The organism is Microbacterium sp. UBA1612 (assembly GCF_002321605.1).
In the GTDB taxonomy this organism is placed as follows: Bacteria; Actinomycetota; Actinomycetes; order Actinomycetales; family Microbacteriaceae; genus Microbacterium; species Microbacterium luteum.
Window position 1 is genome coordinate 152339 of record NZ_DCMW01000025.1, and the last position, 15796, is coordinate 168134.

The 15796-nt window shown below is 70.0% G+C and carries 15 protein-coding genes; 5 read left to right on the forward strand and 10 right to left on the reverse strand.

What is annotated here, in order from left to right; translation table 11 throughout:
* Nucleotides 1–4 precede the first annotated feature (4 nt).
* Nucleotides 5–607, forward strand: coding sequence for an RsmD family RNA methyltransferase (locus B3S45_RS11670; protein ID WP_286720748.1), 603 nt, complete (start codon nt 5–7; stop codon nt 605–607).
* On the opposite strand, the gene thiL is transcribed toward B3S45_RS11670, so the two are convergent.
* Nucleotides 577–1557: a thiamine-phosphate kinase gene (gene thiL / locus B3S45_RS11675; protein ID WP_286720749.1), complete on the reverse strand. Its 981-nt coding sequence runs from the start codon at nt 1555–1557 to the stop codon at nt 577–579. The genes B3S45_RS11670 and thiL overlap by 31 nt on opposite strands.
* A gap of 52 nt (nt 1558–1609) precedes the next feature.
* Between thiL and B3S45_RS11680 the strand changes: the two genes are divergently transcribed.
* Nucleotides 1610–2098, forward strand: a complete 489-nt coding sequence (locus B3S45_RS11680) for a DUF3515 family protein (RefSeq protein ID WP_286720751.1) — start codon at nt 1610–1612, stop codon at nt 2096–2098.
* A gap of 9 nt (nt 2099–2107) precedes the next feature.
* Here the strand turns inward: B3S45_RS11680 and B3S45_RS11685 are convergent, their stop codons facing one another.
* The 7 genes from B3S45_RS11685 to B3S45_RS11715 all read right to left on the reverse strand — a co-directional run bounded on the left by B3S45_RS11685 (nt 2108) and on the right by B3S45_RS11715 (nt 9775).
* Nucleotides 2108–3190, reverse strand: coding sequence for a D-alanine--D-alanine ligase family protein (locus tag B3S45_RS11685; protein WP_286720753.1), 1083 nt, complete (start codon nt 3188–3190; stop codon nt 2108–2110).
* Entirely contained in the window at nt 3096–4226 is a 1131-nt protein-coding gene (locus B3S45_RS11690) for an NAD(P)H-dependent glycerol-3-phosphate dehydrogenase (protein ID WP_286720755.1), read from the reverse strand. The genes B3S45_RS11685 and B3S45_RS11690 overlap by 95 nt, the downstream gene beginning before the upstream one ends.
* Nucleotides 4216–4932 (reverse strand): lysophospholipid acyltransferase family protein, encoded by a 717-nt coding sequence (locus B3S45_RS11695; RefSeq protein ID WP_071043391.1) that lies wholly within the window; start codon nt 4930–4932, stop codon nt 4216–4218. The genes B3S45_RS11690 and B3S45_RS11695 overlap by 11 nt, the downstream gene beginning before the upstream one ends.
* A 52-nt stretch (nt 4933–4984) precedes the next feature.
* A complete protein-coding gene (murA, locus tag B3S45_RS11700; RefSeq protein WP_286720758.1) occupies nt 4985–6355 on the reverse strand; it encodes a UDP-N-acetylglucosamine 1-carboxyvinyltransferase in 1371 nt (456 codons plus the stop codon).
* Nucleotides 6356–6423: 68 nt separating this feature from the next.
* Entirely contained in the window at nt 6424–7020 is a 597-nt protein-coding gene (gene leuD, locus B3S45_RS11705) for a 3-isopropylmalate dehydratase small subunit (RefSeq protein ID WP_071043160.1), read from the reverse strand.
* A 1-nt stretch (nt 7021) separates the two neighbouring features.
* Nucleotides 7022–8506 carry a 3-isopropylmalate dehydratase large subunit gene (leuC, locus tag B3S45_RS11710; protein WP_286720759.1) on the reverse strand — a complete coding sequence of 495 codons (1485 nt, stop codon included), beginning with the start codon at nt 8504–8506 and terminating at the stop codon, nt 7022–7024.
* Between the two features lie 162 nt (nt 8507–8668).
* Nucleotides 8669–9775, reverse strand: coding sequence for a TerC family protein (locus tag B3S45_RS11715; protein ID WP_071043157.1), 1107 nt, complete (start codon nt 9773–9775; stop codon nt 8669–8671).
* A gap of 236 nt (nt 9776–10011) precedes the next feature.
* On the opposite strand from B3S45_RS11715, the gene B3S45_RS11720 reads away from it, so the two are divergent.
* Together B3S45_RS11720 and B3S45_RS11725 are read left to right on the forward strand one after the other, a co-directional pair.
* Entirely contained in the window at nt 10012–10569 is a 558-nt protein-coding gene (locus tag B3S45_RS11720; RefSeq protein ID WP_286720760.1) for an RNA polymerase sigma factor, read from the forward strand.
* Nucleotides 10566–11660, forward strand: coding sequence for a DUF4349 domain-containing protein (locus tag B3S45_RS11725; protein WP_286720761.1), 1095 nt, complete (start codon nt 10566–10568; stop codon nt 11658–11660). The genes B3S45_RS11720 and B3S45_RS11725 overlap by 4 nt, the downstream gene beginning before the upstream one ends.
* A gap of 7 nt (nt 11661–11667) precedes the next feature.
* On the opposite strand, the gene B3S45_RS11730 is transcribed toward B3S45_RS11725, so the two are convergent.
* A complete protein-coding gene (locus tag B3S45_RS11730) occupies nt 11668–12315 on the reverse strand; it encodes a response regulator (protein WP_071043149.1) in 648 nt (215 codons plus the stop codon).
* Nucleotides 12303–14006, reverse strand: a complete 1704-nt coding sequence (locus B3S45_RS11735; RefSeq protein ID WP_286720762.1) for a sensor histidine kinase — start codon at nt 14004–14006, stop codon at nt 12303–12305. Before B3S45_RS11735 ends, B3S45_RS11730 begins: the two co-directional genes overlap by 13 nt.
* Before the next feature lie 154 nt (nt 14007–14160).
* Here B3S45_RS11735 and B3S45_RS11740 point away from each other — a divergent pair, with 154 nt between their 5' ends.
* Nucleotides 14161–15762, forward strand: coding sequence for a serine hydrolase (locus tag B3S45_RS11740; protein WP_286720763.1), 1602 nt, complete (start codon nt 14161–14163; stop codon nt 15760–15762).
* The last annotated feature ends 34 nt before the right edge of the window (nt 15763–15796 follow it).

The window sequence follows — 15796 nt, forward strand, 5'->3', positions numbered from 1 at the left end:
AGCGGTGACCCGCATCATCGCCGGAGGCGCCGGCTCGATCCCCCTCGAGGTCCCCGATGCCGGCACGCGACCGACCTCGGAGCGGGTCCGCGAATCCCTGATCGGGGCGCTCGAGTCCGCCGGGGCGATCGCCGGATCGGCTGTCCTCGACCTGTACGCCGGCTCCGGGGCGCTCGGCCTGGAATGCCTCTCCCGCGGCGCCACGTCGGCAGACCTCGTCGAGAAGGCACCGAAGGCGGCCGCCGTCGCCACGCGGAACGCCCGACGAGTGGCCAAGGCCATGGACGGCGTGATGGCGCTGGTGCACCGGTCAAGCAGCGACGCGTTCCTCCGCGGCACGTCGCAGCGGTTCGACCTCGTGTTCCTCGATCCGCCGTACGACCTCCCCGACGCGGAGCTGACCGAGACCCTCGCGCTCGTTGCCGGAGTGCTCTCCGCCGACGCGGACGTCGTGATCGAGCGCGCCACGCGGTCGGGCGAGCCGACCCTTCCGCCGGGACTGCGCTGGCAGCGATCCCGACGCCACGGCGACACGACGATCTGGTGGGCGCGGCCGGAGCCCGCTGGGGAATCGGATCAGCCCCTGCCGGCGTCCCAGTCGGCGTAAGGGTCCCAGCCGCCACGACCTCGCGGAGCCTGCCCGTCGATGAGCACGGCGTCGCCTCCCGCGGGGACCACCTCTCCGACGACGCGGAAGCCCTCCGGACGTGACGCCTGCGGCGGGAAAGTGGCCAGCAGCGCGTGGTCCTCGCCGCCGGACAGCTCCGACTCCCCGCCGATCGACGACGAGCGAAGATCGATCGTCACCCCGGACGCGGCCGCGAGGCGCGTCGCGTCGAGCACGAGCCCGTCCGACACGTCCATCATGGCCGTCGCCCCCGCGCGGGCGGCTGCGGGACCGGCGGCGATCGGCGGAACCGGGCGGAGCTGACGGGACAGATCGAAACGCTCCGCGGCGTCGAGTACGCCCTCGTCGACAGCGACCGGCGTGCCGTCGCGGTCACGGAATCGCTGGAACAGCAGGCCGAGGCCGCGCGCAGCAGGGCCGACCTCCCCCGCGACGGCGACGACGTCGCCCGCGTGCGCGCCGCTGCGCCGCACCGGTTCCCGACCCTCGAGGGTGCCGAGGGCGGTGACGGCGATCGTCAGGGTGTCGGACGCGGTGAGGTCGCCGCCTTCCACGCGGCTGCCGGGCGCCAGGGTCTCGCACGCGGCCCGCAGACCGTCGGCGAGGGAGGCGACGGTGTCCATCGACGTGTCGTCGGGCATCGCGAGCGCGACCAGCAGCGCGACGGGGCGTGCACCCATGGCCGCCACGTCGGCGAGGTTCACCGCCGCGGCCTTCCACCCGAGGTCGAAGCCGCTGGACCAGGCCAGACGGAAGTCCGGCCCGTGCACGAGCGTGTCGGTCGTCGCCACGACCCGGTGGTCCGCGAGCGGGAGCACCGCGGCGTCATCCCCCGGGCCCACTTCCGCCGCGGAGGTCCCGAGGCGGTCGAGGATGCGCGCGAGCACCTGCATCTCGCCCAGCTGTCCTACGGTGCGACTGTCGGTCATGACTCCACGCTATCGGCGGGCGGCTCGCAGGATCGCCGGGTAGCGTGGACGGGTGCTCACCTCCCGTGGTCCGTCGCGCCGCATCGCCAGCGGAACGGTGGGCGTCTCACTCGCTGTCGCCGTCTTGGCCGGCTGCTCGTCGACGGTCGCCCTCGACCCCGCCGCCGACGCCAACGACCCTCTCTGCGCCGACGTGATCGTGCGCCTTCCCGACGCGCTCGACGGACAGGATCGGCGGTGGACCGACGCGCAGTCGACGGGAGCGTGGGGAGATCCCGCCGCGGTGCTGCTCACGTGCGGGGTCACCCCTCCCGGCCCCACGGAGGCGCAGTGCATCACCATCGGCGGCGTCGACTGGATCGTCGACGATTCGCAGGCCCCGACCTACCTGATCACGAGCTACGGGCGCACGCCGGCGGTGGAGGTCTTCGTCGACAACGAGACGGTCTCCCCCAACGAAGTGCTCGGTTCCCTCGGTCCCCTCGTGGAGCAGCTGCCGGCCGAGAGCTCCTGCACGACCACCGACACGCTGCTGCCCTGAGCGGTCGGCTCAGCGCTCGCGCGCGCCGTCGATCAGTTCGGAGATCAAGTCGGTGTAGGTCATGCCGGTCGCGATCCAGCAAGCGGGGAACATCGAGATCGGGGTGAAGCCGGGCATCGTGTTCACCTCGTTGACGAAGAAGTCGGTGCCGGTGAAGAAGAAGTCGACGCGAGCGAGACCCTCGCCGCCCACGGCCTCGAAGGCGCGGGCCGCGACGCGTTGCATCTCGGCCATCTCGCCGTCGCGGAGCTGGGCCGGACACACCAGTTCGACCCCGGGCGCGCCGAGGTACTTGGCCTCGAAATCGTAGAACTCGCGTCCCGTGATCACGATCTCCCCGGGCAGGCTCACGCGCGGCAGACCGCCGTCGCGCCCGGGCAGCACGCCGCACTCGATCTCGCGGCCCGTCACGGCCTTCTCCACGAGCACCGTGTCATCTTCGGCGAAGGCGGTCTCGAGCGCGGCGTCCAGGTCGGACAGGTCCGCCACCTTGGTCACCCCGACGCTCGATCCGGCGCGCGCCGGCTTGACGAACACGGGGAGGTCGAGGGCACGCACGCGGTGCTCGATCTGCGCGCGGTCTCGTTCGAGATCAGCGCGGGTCACCGTCACCCACGGCACGACGGGCACGCCCGCCGCCTTCAGCACGCTCTTGGTCGTGTGCTTGTCCATGCCGATCGCCGACATCAGCACTCCGGCGCCCGCGTAGGGGATGTCGAGGAGCTCGAGGAACCCCTGCACCGTCCCGTCCTCCCCGAATCGCCCGTGGAGGATCGGCAGCACGACGTCGATCCGCCCGAGCGAACGCTCGCCCGCGGCATCCCGCACCCGCAGTTCACGGGTCTCGGCGGAATCCGGCCAGACGATGCGCGTGCCGTTGTCGACGACCTCGGGCATGCGGCTCGGGTCGAGGGCGAACTTCTCGGGGTCGTCGTCCTCGAGCACGTAGGCGCCGGAACGGGTGATCCCGACCGGGATCACGTCGAAGCGATCCCGGTCAATCGCGCGGAGGACGCCGCCCGCCGTCGCGGAGCTGATCGAGTGCTCGCTGGAGCGACCTCCAAAGAGCACCGCCACCGCCCGCTTGTCCATTCTGCGTCCTCTCCCCCTGGGGGTCGTCGTCGTCGGTCGTCAAGTGCGGCGCGATCTCGCGCGGGTCCATCGTGCCATCCAGCACGCGCTTGACCTGCTCGACGATGGGCATCTGCACACCGGCCTCACGGGCGAGCTGGAGCACCGGAGCCACCGACGCCAGGCCTTCGGCGGTCTGCTCCATCTGCTTGACCACGTCCTGAAAGCTGTAACCCTGCCCGAGCAGCCGCCCGGCGGTGTTGTTCCGGCTCAGGGGCGACTGGCAGGTGGCGATCAGGTCGCCGAGGCCCGCCAGGCCCTGGAGCGTCTCGGGCTGCGCGCCCTGCGCGACCGCGAAGTCGGTCATCTCGACCAGACCGCGGGTGATGATCGACGCCTTGGTGTTCTCGCCGTATCCCACGCCGTCGACGATCCCGATCGCGACCGCGATGAGATTCTTCAGCACGCCACCGAACTCGGTACCGATGACATCGGTGTTCACGAAACTCCGGAAGTACCGATTCCTGGCGCGGCGCGCGACGGCGTCGGCGGTGTCCTGGCTGAGCGAGGAGATCACCGCGGCCGTCGGCTGCTCGCGGGCGATCTCGAGAGCGAGGTTCGGTCCCGACGCCACGGCGATCCGCGCCGGATCGCACACCAGCTCCTGCTCGATGACCTGACTCATCCGCAGGCCGCTGCGCCGCTCGACGCCCTTCATGAGCGACACGATCGGAACATCGGTCGCCGCCACGAGCGGACGCAGAGCCGTGAGGTTCTGCCGAGCCGACTGGCTCGGGATCGACAGATAGATCTGTTCGGCGCCCTCGACCGCCTCCGACAGGTGGGGGGTCGCGCTCATCTCGCGGGGGAGGTTGATGCCGGCGAGGTACTGGCTGTTCCGCTTGGCTTCGTCGATCTCGTGGGCGAGCTCCGGGCGACGAGCCCACATGGTCACGTGCGCGCCGCCGTCGGCGAGGATCTTGCCGAAGGTCGTTCCCCAGCTCCCGGCGCCGATGACCGCCACGCGCGGCAAGGTCGCCTCGTGCTTACGACTCAAGGCGTCCGGTCTCCTTCTGCCCGTGGGCACTCGGGTCCCACCGGTCGGCTGGTGCGGGCTCGTCGCGGAGGGTCGCCAGCAGACGGGAGATCTCGCCCATCACCACGTCGGTCGCGGGGATGAGGGCGGCCGCCTGCCCGTCGCGCGCGGCATAGGCCGTCAGATCGACGGGATCGCCCACGACCACCCGGACCCGACGGCGCAGGGGCCAGAGCTTGAGCTTCCCGTAGCGCGGCAGGATCTGCTGAGTCCCCCACTGCGCCACGGGGATGACGGGGATGCCGCCGGCCAGGGCCAGCCGCACCGCTCCGGTCTTGCCGCGCATCGGCCACAGGTCGGGGTCGCGGGTGAGGGATCCCTCCGGGTAGACGATCACGCCGCGGCCGTTGGCCACGATCTCGGTGGACGCCTCGAGAGTCGCACGCGACGACGACGCGGAGGCGGAGCGTGCGACCGGCACCATGCCCGTCGTACGCAGAGCCCAGCCGAGCACCGGCACGCGGAACAGGCTCTCCTTCGCGAGGAAGCGCGGTGCGCGGCCCATGCGCCACGTCGCGACGGCGACGATGATCGGGTCGAACTCGCTGTTGTGATTCGGCGCCAGCACGTAAGCACCCTCGCGCGGAAGCTTGTGACCGTCGATGACCTCGATCTTGGCGAGGAGTCCGGTCAGCGGCACGATGATCGCAGCGAGCGGCCAGAACATGCTGGGGCGCGTCTTCTCCGTCGAGGCGCGCGGGCGAGGCGACGTCACCGGGTCATCCGATGATGTCGAATTCCGCGCCCAGGGCGTCGAGCTTTGCGAACAGCTTCTCGTAGCCGCGGCGCAGGATGTCGACGTTCCGCACGATCGACTCGCCGTCGGCGGCGAGCGCGGCGATGAGGTAGCTGTACCCACCGCGGAGGTCGGGCACGACGACATCCGCCCCGCGCAGCGGCGTGGGTCCGTTGATGACGGCCGCCTGCTCCAGCGCGCGACGCGGGACGCGGCGTTCCGGGGTGTCCAGGCCGTCGGGGTGCACGACGATGTCGGCGCCCATCTGGTTGAGGGCGGCGGTGAATCCGAGGCGGTTCTCGTACACCGTCTCGTGCACGATCGAGCGTCCGTCCGCCTGGGTGAGCGCGACGATCAGCGGCTGCTGCCAGTCGGTCATGAAGCCGGGGTGCACGTCGGTTTCGACCATGACGGGTTTCAGCGCTCCGTCTCGCCGGAAGAGGATGCCGTCCTCGTGGACGTCGAACCAGCCCCCGGCCTTGCGGAAGACGTTGAGGAACGTGAGCATCTCCTGCTGCTTGGCGCCGTCGACGAAGATCTCGCCGTCGGTGGCCAGCGCCGCACATGCCCACGAAGCGGCCTCGTTGCGATCGAAGATGCAGCGATGGTCGTAGCCGCGCAGCGAATCGACGCCCTCGATGAGGATCACACGGTTCGGCTCGTACGAGATGATCGCGCCCATCTTCTGCAGCACCGCGATCAGGTCCATGATCTCGGGCTCGATGGCGGCGTTGCGCAGCTCCGTCGTGCCCTTCGCGCGCACGGCGGTCAGCAGGACCTGCTCGGTGGCGCCGACGCTCGGGTAGGGCAACTCGATCGACGCACCGTGGAGGCCGTCGGGTGCCGTGATGCGGATGCCCTCGTAGCTCTTGTCGACCACCGCGCCGAACGCGCGCAGCGCGTCCATGTGGAAGTTGATCGGACGGTCTCCGATGCGGCATCCGCCCAGGTCGGGGATGAGGGCCTCGCCCAGCAGGTGCAGCAGCGGACCGCAGAACAGGATCGGGATGCGGGAGGCACCCGCGTGCGCGTCGATCTCCTCGAAGTGGGCCGCCACAGCCCCTCGCGGGTCGAAGGTGTAACTGCCGGGCTCCGGCCCCTCCGCCACGGTCACGCCGTGCACTTCGAGGAGGGACCGGACCACCTGCACATCGCTGATGTCGGGAACATCGCGCAGAACGCTCGTCGTCTCGCCGAGGAGCGAGGCCACCATCGCCTTGGTCGCGAGGTTCTTCGCGCCCTTCACCTCGACGCGGCCGCGCAACGGCCGACCGCCCGTGATCCGCAGGGTTTCTCCGGTCATCTGCTTCTCTCCTGACGTGGGCTCGGCCGAGTCGTCGAGAAGTGTCTTCATCCGGTGAACCTCATTCGCGTGTTCGAGGGGCGCTTGTCGCCGACCCTTCCGGTGGGAAGGGTCCGGGCTCAACGGACGGGTGTCGTCCGTGGCCGCCACGCCTCGCGGCGAGCCTCGAATTCTGCGATCTTGTGTTCGTTCCGCAGGGTGAGCCCGATGTCATCGAGCCCCTCGAGAAGCCGCCACCTAGTGTAATCGTCGATCTCGAATCGAGCTTCGAGGTTGCCGAGTACGGCGGTTCGCGCTTCGAGGTCGACGGTCATCTCGGCTCCCGGCTCGGCCGCCATCGCGTCCCAGAAGGCCTCGAGCTCGGTGTCGGTGATCACCCCGGTCACCAGTCCCTGCTTGCCGGAGTTGCCCCGGAAGATGTCCGCGAACTTGGTGCTGAGCACGACTTTGAAGCCGTAGTCGCGCAGCGCCCAGACCGCGTGCTCACGGCTGGACCCGGTTCCGAAATCGGGCCCGGCGACGAGGATCGACGCGGATGCGTACGCGGGCTGATTGAGGACGAAGTCGGGGTCCTGACGCCAGTTCGCGAACAGCGCGTCGTCGAAGCCGGTCTTCGTCACGCGCTTGAGGTAGACGGCGGGGATGATCTGGTCGGTGTCGACCGCGGAACGGCGCAGCGGGGCGGCGACGCCGGTGTGGGTGGTGAACTTCTCCATGTCAGGCCCCCGCTCCGCTCGTGGCCGGCACAGCCTGCTCGACGGGTTCGAGATCCGAGGGACTGGACAGCGTGCCGCGCACCGCCGTCGCAGCCGCGACCAGGGGCGAGACCAGGTGGGTGCGGCCACCCTTGCCCTGTCGCCCCTCGAAATTGCGGTTGCTCGTCGACGCGCAGCGCTCCCCCGGGCTCAGCTGGTCGGGGTTCATGCCGAGGCACATCGAGCAGCCGGCGAACCGCCATTCGGCACCGAAGGCCGTGATGATCTTGTCGAGTCCCTCGGCCTCGGCCTCCAGCCTCACGCGCGCGGAGCCGGGAACGACCATCACCCGGACACCGGGTGCCTTCGTGCGCCCATCGATGATCGACGCGAACTCGCGCAGGTCTTCGATGCGGCTGTTCGTGCACGATCCCATGAAGACCGCGTCGACGGGGATGTCCTTCATCGGCGTCCCCGCCTGGAGGTCCATGTACTCGAGGGCGCGCTCGGCCGCGACGCGCGCGTTCGCGTCGGCGAAATCGTCGGGCGAGGGGACGCGATCACTCAGCGACACCCCCTGCCCGGGGTTCGTGCCCCACGTGACGAACGGCTCGAGTTCTGCGGCGTCGAGGAACACCTCGGCGTCGTACACGGCCCCCTCGTCCGAGGGCAGGGTGCGCCAGTACGCGACCGCGTCATCCCAGTCCTGTCCGGTCGGCGCGTGATCGCGACCCTCGAGATAGGCGAAGGTCGTCTCATCCGGGGCGACCATGCCGGCGCGGGCGCCCGCCTCGATCGACATGTTGCACATCGTCATGCGGCCCTCCATCGACAGGCCGCGGATCGCGCTGCCTCGGTACTCGAGCACGTAGCCCTGGCCGCCGTTGGTGCCGATCTTCGCGATCACGGCGAGGATGATGTCCTTCGCCGTCACGCCGGGGCGCAGCTCGCCCTCGACGGTCACCGCCATGGTCTTGAACGGCTTCAGCGGCAAGGTCTGCGTCGCGAGCACGTGCTCGACCTCGCTCGTGCCGATGCCGAAGGCCATCGCCCCGAACGCTCCGTGCGTCGAGGTGTGGGAGTCACCGCACACGACGGTGATGCCCGGCATCGTGAGTCCGAGCTGCGGGCCGACGACGTGGACGATGCCCTGCTCCTTGTCACCCAGAGAATGCAGACGCACGCCGAACTCCTCCGCGTTGCGACGCAGGGTCTCGATCTGGGTGCGACTGGTGACGTCGGCGATGGGCTTGTGGATCTCCAGCGTCGGCGTGTTGTGGTCCTCGGTGGCGATCGTGTGCTCGAGACGCCGCACCGGGCGGTTCTCAGCGCGCAGGCCGTCGAACGCCTGCGGGCTGGTGACCTCGTGCACCAGGTGCAGGTCGATGTAGATCAGGTCGGGCTGGCCACCCTCGCCCTTGACGACGAGGTGGTCGTCCCACACCTTCTCGGCGAGGGTCCGGGGGCGGTCGGGAATGACGGATGCGTCGGGAATGGGTGTGCTCATTGCGCTCTCCTCGGGATGGGGGATCAAGCCCGCGACGAAACTCCGCGACGAGTGAGGCCTGGATTACGAGGACTCGTCGCGGCCGCTAAGGAGAAGGCGAGCGATCCGCACGGAGCCAGGTTACCACTGCCGCCGCCGTGCCCGGACGCGCCCGAGCATGCCTCAGCCGCGGTCGCGGGGGTCGACCGTGGGCGGAGTGGCGTGCTCGTCCGCGACGACGGATGCCGCCTCTTCGGCGTCGGTCGCGCCGCTGCCGTCGGGGAGGGCGGGCGTCTCCGGCTCCGGCACCACCGGCTCCTTGCCGGCGGCGACGAGACTGGCGACGGTCGCGACCGCCATCGACACCAGGATGACGCCCAGCGAGACCCAGGTGGAGATCTCCGGTGCCCACTCGACGTGCTCGCCGCCGTTGATGAACGGAAGCTCGTTGACGTGCAGGGCGTGCAGGAAGAGCTTCACGCCGATGAAGGCGAGGATGAATGCGATGCCGTAGTGCAGGTAGCGGAGCCGGTCGAGCAGTCCGCCGAGGAGGAAGTAGAGCTGGCGCAGTCCCATCAGCGCGAAGAGGTTCGCCGTGAACACGATGAACGCACTCTGGGTGATGCCGAAGATCGCGGGGATCGAATCGATCGCGAAGACGAGATCGGTGAAGCCGATCGCCACGAAGACGAGGATCATCGGCGTCCACACCTTCTTGCCGCCGATCACCGTGCGCAGCTTGGGGCCGTCGTACGACTCGGAGATGTTGAAGAAGCGCCGCATGAAGCGCACCAGCCCGGTCTCGGTCTGCGCCGAGTTCTCGTGCGATCCGGGGAACGCCTGCCGCCACGCCGTGTAGACGAGGAAGAGGCCGAAGACGTAGAAGATCCAGCTGAGGTTCTCGATGAGGACGGCGCCGAGCATGATGAAGATCGCGCGCAGGACCAGCGCGATGATGATGCCCACCATCAGCACCTCCTGCTGGTATCGGCGCGGCACCGCGAACTGGCTCATGAGCAGGACGAAGACGAAGAGATTGTCCACCGACAGGCTGTACTCCGTCAGCCATCCCGCGACGAACTCCCCCATCGCATCGTGGCTGCCGGTCACCCACAGCAGCACGAACGCGAACACCAGCGCCAGCGAGACGTAGAAAACCACCCAGAGCGTCGCCTCCCGCATCGACGGGATGTGCGGGCGCTTCAGGATCAGCAGCAGGTCGGCGACCAGGATGACCACCAGCACGGCGAGCGCGGCGATCTGGAACCACGCGGGGATCTCGTAACCCATCAGGGCCTTTCGAAGAGGGATGCACGAATCACCGAAAGTCTCTCCCCCGCTGACGCGGCGCGCGCCCGGGGCCCTGCAGGACCCGTGATGACGGACGCGCGAGGACGGGATACTCCCTCTCGCGGCCTCAACCCTACCGGGTCGCCGCGCGGCACCCCACCGATGTGAGACGATCGCGCCGGTGCCGACACTTCACGGGTGTAGGACCACCCTCGGCCTCGAAGGAGCAGCACCGCATGAGTTCCGCGCCCGCATCCGACGACGCGACGCTCGTGGCGCTCGCCGCGAGCGGGAGCGAGCACGCCTTCCGCACGCTGTACCGCTCCTATGCGACCGCCCTGTACCGCGTCGCGTACGCGCTGCTCGGTGACGCGGCCGACGCCGAGGACGTGCTGCAGGAGACCTTCCTCGTGGCGTGGCGGAAGCTGCCGGGCATGCGCCTGGCGGGCGAGTCGCTCTTTCCGTGGCTGGTGACGATCTGCCGCTTCCAGTCGGCGAACCGGATGCGCCTGCAACGTCGCGACCGGGAAACCCGCGGTCGGCTCCCCGAGGGCGCGCCCGCGCGAGTGGACGTCGAGCAGCAGGTGATCGGAGCCGACCTCGCGCGTCGCATCGGCGACGAGGTCGACGGACTCGGCGAGCTCGATCGGGGCATCTTCCTGCTGTGCGCGGTGGAAGGACTCGACTACGGGACGGCGGCCGCGCGGCTCGGTGTCTCGCACGGGGTGGTCCGCAATCGCCTGTCCCGCATCCGTTCGCGGCTGCGGGCGACCGTGAAGGAGAGCACGTCATGACATCGAACGACCCGCTGCCGCACCTCTCCGAGGCCAGCCTGGATCGCATCGAGGACTCGGTGTTCACCGGAATCGCGCGCGAACGCGACCGACGCCGCAAGCGACGTGCGCGGTGGTGGGCCGGCGGCGCCGCCGCGGTCGCCGTGATCGCAGCGGCGGCGCTCATCGGCCCCGCCGTGCTGGTCGGGCCCGCCTCCACCGACATCAGCGCGGTCGAGGTCCCCGACGGCGGCGGCCAGATGGCGGATGCCCCCGCCGATGGCGCGACGGAGTCGGGGATGGCTGCCGACGATGCGACCTCGTCGGGGATCGAGATCGGGCCCGGCGACACCGATCGCGAACTCATCACCTCCGCGACGGCGAATATCGTCGTCGACGACGCCGCGACCGGCGCCGAGGCGGTCGCCGTCGCCGCACGAACCCGCGGCGGCTGGGTGGAGTCGCTGACGATCACCGAGGACGAATCCCGCTCGGACGACGCGTACACGTCGGGGATGACGGACACGTCGATGCCCGTCCCGTACGCCGGATCGTGGATCACGGTGCGCGTTCCCGCCGATCAGCTCGACGCGATCGTCGCCGACCTCTCCGGGATCGGAGAGGTGCGTTCGAGCTCGGTCGACACCTTCGACGTCACGGAGCAGGCGATCGACCTTCGCGCACGGGTGGAGGCCACGGAGACGTCGGTTGCCCGGCTCACGGAACTGCTCGACGAATCCGCGGACCTGTCTGATCTGATCGCTGCCGAGACGGCGCTCGCCGACCGACAGGCGCTCTTGGAGTCGTACCGCCAGCAGCTGGAAGACCTCGAAGGGAGGGTCGCGACATCGAGTCTGACGGTGACCCTCATCGAGCCGTCGGAGCCGGTCGAAGCCGACCCCGCCGGATTCGGAGACGGGCTGGCGGCCGGGTGGAACGGGCTCGTGGCCACACTCAACGGAATCGTCATCGGCCTCGGTTTCCTGCTCCCCTGGCTTCTGGTGGTCGCCGTGGTGGTCGCCGCCGTCTGGCTGATCGTCATCGGTCGCCGAGCGCGTGCTCGGCGCCGCGCCGCATCCGTCGCCCCCACCCCGGAGGACGCCGACGTCTGAGGCCCGCTCAGTGCGTCAGATAATGGATGACCGCGAGCACCCGACGGTGGTCGTCGGCGTCCACGGCGAGCCCGAGCATGTCGTAGATGTTCGAGGTGTGCTGCACGATCGCCTTCTCCGACAATCCGAGTTCCGCGGCGATCCATCCGTTGCTCCGACCCTGCGCCATGAGTGCGAGCACCTCCCGCTGCCGCGGCGTCAGGGCCTCGACGCCCCCGCCGAGCAGACGGGCGCGCGCGACCATGATCTCGACGACGTCGGGGTCGAGCGCCGTGCCGCCACGGGCGACGCGACGCAGGTCGGCGGTGAAGGTGCGCACGTCGGCGATCCGCTGCTTCAGCAGGTATCCGATCCCCGCGCCGCCGTCGCCGATGAGCTCTTCGGCGTAGCGGCGCTGCACGTGCTGGGAGAGCACCACCACGGGCATCGCCGGCCGCTCCGACCGGATGCGCACCGCGGCGGCGAGGCCCTCATCGGTGTAGGAGGGCGGCATGCGGATGTCGGTGATGACGAGATCGGGGTCGTGAGCCCGGACGGCTTCCTCCAGCGCGACCGCGTCGGGCGCGACCTCCACCACGTCGAACCCGTCCTGTCGCAGCAGCAGCGCGAGTCCCTGGCGCAGGAGCGCTTCGTCTTCACCGATCACGACGCGCACGGCAGACGCACCTCCAGACGTGTGCCCTCCCCGTGCGGCGACGAGATGAACCAGTCGCCGCCGAGGGTGTCCACCCGATCGGCGAGCCCTCGCAGACCGCGACCGTTCGGGTCGGCACCGCCGATGCCGTCGTCGGTCACGGTGATGCGCAGCGTCGGGCCATCGTGCGCGAGTCCCACCTCGGCGGACCCTGCCCTCGCGTGCTTGACCGCGTTCGCGAGAGCTTCGGCCACGACGAAATAGGCGGTGGTTCCCGTGGCGGCGGGCAGCAGGCCCGGCTCGACCCGCGCCGACATGGTGGTCGGCACGGGCATACGGTCGACGAGGTCCTCCACGGCCGCGACGAAACCGCGCTCCATGAGCGGCATGGGCAGCACGTCGTGTACGAGCCGGCGCAGATCTGCGGCGGCGACGTCGATACGACGACGCAACGCCGTGGCCGCCGCAGCGGCAGCGGCTCCGACTTCCGGCGCATGCGCGATCTGCTGAGCCTCGACGCCCAGCAGCACCAGCTGCGCCTGCAGTCCGTCGTGGAGGTCTTGGGCGATGCGGAACCGCTCGCGATCGGCGGTCTCCACGATGCGGATGCGGGATGCGAGCACCTCGCGACGGCTCTGGCGCAGTTCGGCGGTCAGCCGGGAGCGGTCGATCGCGACGGCGATGATGCGTCCGGCGCGACGCACGCGCGTCTCGTCGATCTCGGAGCGGCAGTCATACTCGATCGCACCCACCGGGCGTCCGTCGATGTCGACATCGACGACCCCGCGGTCAGGATGCGCCGACACGCGCGCGGGTTCGCCGTCCTCGTCGACCAGACCGTCGGGCGCGCGCAGGAGCACCCGGAGCGACGGATCGCCGAGCGTGTCCGCCACGGCATCGGACAGCGGACGCGAGCCGTCGGATGAGGTCGACAGCTGCTCACCGAGATCGGCGAGATCCCGCGTCGGAGTGAATCCGCCGCCGAGCACGCCGATCAGGAACGAGATCGGGATGCCGAGCAGGAGCAGCAGCTGGAGCCCGGCGCGCAGCACCGCCTCGTCGGCGGGCAGGACCACGGGGAGCGCGACGATGGCGAGCACAGCGATGATGCCGTAGGTGTAGAGCGGCAGCAGCACCCGCCTCGCGCGAGCATCGGCGTGCTGCAGTCGTCGCACCAGCAGCCACGCCGTCGCGACCATGATCGCAAGCCCGACGGTGCTCTGCACGGCGGCCACCGGCGGCGCCATCGCGGGAGCATCCAGCAGCACCGCGGGCAGCGGGAGGAGGATGGCGATCGTGTAGGCGATCGCAGCGAGTCCGACCGCGAGCCTCCCCGTGAGCCGGCCGGTGGGGAAGGCCAGCAGCAGGTGCACGATGACCGCGAGAACCGCCGTCGCGAACACGTTGCCGAGTGTCGCGAGCTCCGGCACCGGCGCGTTCGCGAGATTCGCGACCGTGAGGGAGACCCCGCCGCAGACCAGCAGCATCCCGGTGGCATTGGCGGGGCGTCGAAGCCAGGCGACGGCGCCCGCGACCAGGTAGACGATCGCGACGACCGCGAAGAGGGTGATGGGGACGGCCCCCTCCCCCGCACCGGGGAGCACGAGCGCGAGCACGACGAGCGCCAGCAGCGATCCGACGAGCGTGAGGATGCTGAGGACCCCGCGCATCGACCGGACCGACGGCGCCCGGTAGCGCGTGGGTGCTGCCATGCGTCCTCCCCGATCATCACCGGCCCGATCATCGCCGGCGGGTTCGACTATCCTCGCGCATCCCGTTCACCGCCATGGACCTGGGTCTATGTTCCTCACGCGTGGTCCACCGCCAGAGTGGAAGAGGCCCTGCCCCACCCGATACGGAGAGCCCATGCCCCGCAGAACCCTCGTTCCCGCCGCCGCCATCGCCTCGGCGGGCCTCCTTCTCACCGGGTGCGTCTCCGACGCCGGCGGTGAGGCGGTGGTCGTCGACACGGCCGACGCGCCGCCGGGCGATGCGATCGCCCTGCCCGCGGCGAGCGTCGACGATGCCGTCACGGGCGCTCTGGCGCAGCTGTCCGACCTGATCGCGGACGACCTCGCGGAGACAGGCGTGCCCGGACTCGCCGTGGCCGTCGTCCACGGCGGCGAGATCGTGTACGCCGAAGGCTTCGGGGTGAAGACCGTGGGCGAAGGGGATCCGGTCGACCCGGAGACGGTGTTCCAGATCGCGTCGGTCTCGAAGTCGCTGTCGGCGACCGCGGTCTCCGCCGCCATCGGACAGGGTGCCCTCACGTGGGAGACCCCGGTGTCCGATCTCCTCCCGGGCTTCGCGCTGAGCGACCCCTACGTGACCGAGCACGCCACGGTCGGCGACTTCTTCTCGCACCGGACGGGACTGGACACCGGAGCGGGCGACGACCTGGAAGACCTCGGGTACGGGCGCGAGTACATCCTCGATCATCTCGACATGCTCCCCCTCGACGCGTTCCGATCCAGCTACCACTACTCCAACTACGGCATCACCGTAGGCGCTGAGGCGGCCGCCGCCGCAGTCGGCGAGCCGTGGGAGGACGTCACCGAGTCGCTGGTGTACGAACCGCTCGGGATGACGCGGACGAGCTCCCGCTACGAGGACTTCCTCGCGGAGGACGATCGCGCGACCATCCACGCGTTCGTCGACGGCACGTTCCAGCCGCTCTTCGACCGCGACCCCGATGCACAGGCTCCCGCCGGCGGCGTCTCGTCGAACGTCATCGACCTCGCCGCGTGGATGAACGCCGTCCTGGCCGGCGGAGAGCATGGCGGGGAGCAGGTCTTCGACGCCGCGGCCCTGACGGCGGCGACGACCGGTGAGATGATCTCGGGCCATCCTCCGGAAGCGACCTGGCGCACCAGCATGTACGGGTTCGGCTTCAACGTCGACACGACGGTGGGAGGACGCACCGGCATCGCCCACTCCGGGGGGTTCGTGCTGGGAGCCGCGACGAACTTCCGCCTGATCCCGAGCCTGGACCTGGGGATCGTGACCCTCACCAACGGGGGCCCCTACGGCCTTCCCGAGGCGGTCAACGCACAGTTCCTGGACCTGGTGCAGTACGGCGACCTGACCCGCGACTGGATCACGGACTACCGTGCCGCCGTGGCGAGCCTCACGGCGCCCGTCGGCGATCTCGTCGACGAGCAGGCGCCGAGTGCCCCCGATGCACCTCGTGACCTCGCCGACTACGAGGGGATCTATGAGAACGCCTACTTCGGACCGCTCACCGTGTCCGAGCGGGACGGTCGGCTCGTCGTGGCGATGGGAGCGGATGACGGGTACGTGCTCGAGTTGAGGCATTGGGACGGGGATGCCTTCGCGTTCGTCCCGACGGGCGAGAACGCCCCGGAGGGATCCCTGTCCTCCGCGACGTTCGTCCAAGACGCGGGTGATGTCACCGGCGTCACACTGCAGTTCTTCGACACCCAGGGGCTCGGGACCTGGAGCCGGTGACGAAGCGCGCCGAGGCGGGTGAGCCGGGACTGGG

Coding starts and splice junctions, on each gene's coding strand:
- leuC (WP_286720759.1), bottom strand. CDS start 8,506: ATGAGCACACCCATTCCCGACGCATCCGTCATTCCCGACCGCCCCCGG.
- B3S45_RS11725 (WP_286720761.1), top strand. CDS start 10,566: ATGACATCGAACGACCCGCTGCCGCACCTCTCCGAGGCCAGCCTGGAT.
- B3S45_RS11715 (WP_071043157.1), bottom strand. CDS start 9,775: ATGGGTTACGAGATCCCCGCGTGGTTCCAGATCGCCGCGCTCGCCGTG.
- murA (WP_286720758.1), bottom strand. CDS start 6,355: ATGAAGACACTTCTCGACGACTCGGCCGAGCCCACGTCAGGAGAGAAG.
- B3S45_RS11685 (WP_286720753.1), bottom strand. CDS start 3,190: ATGGACAAGCGGGCGGTGGCGGTGCTCTTTGGAGGTCGCTCCAGCGAG.
- thiL (WP_286720749.1), bottom strand. CDS start 1,557: ATGACCGACAGTCGCACCGTAGGACAGCTGGGCGAGATGCAGGTGCTC.
- leuD (WP_071043160.1), bottom strand. CDS start 7,020: ATGGAGAAGTTCACCACCCACACCGGCGTCGCCGCCCCGCTGCGCCGT.
- B3S45_RS11695 (WP_071043391.1), bottom strand. CDS start 4,932: ATGTTCTGGCCGCTCGCTGCGATCATCGTGCCGCTGACCGGACTCCTC.
- B3S45_RS11735 (WP_286720762.1), bottom strand. CDS start 14,006: ATGGCAGCACCCACGCGCTACCGGGCGCCGTCGGTCCGGTCGATGCGC.
- B3S45_RS11740 (WP_286720763.1), top strand. CDS start 14,161: ATGCCCCGCAGAACCCTCGTTCCCGCCGCCGCCATCGCCTCGGCGGGC.
- B3S45_RS11720 (WP_286720760.1), top strand. CDS start 10,012: ATGAGTTCCGCGCCCGCATCCGACGACGCGACGCTCGTGGCGCTCGCC.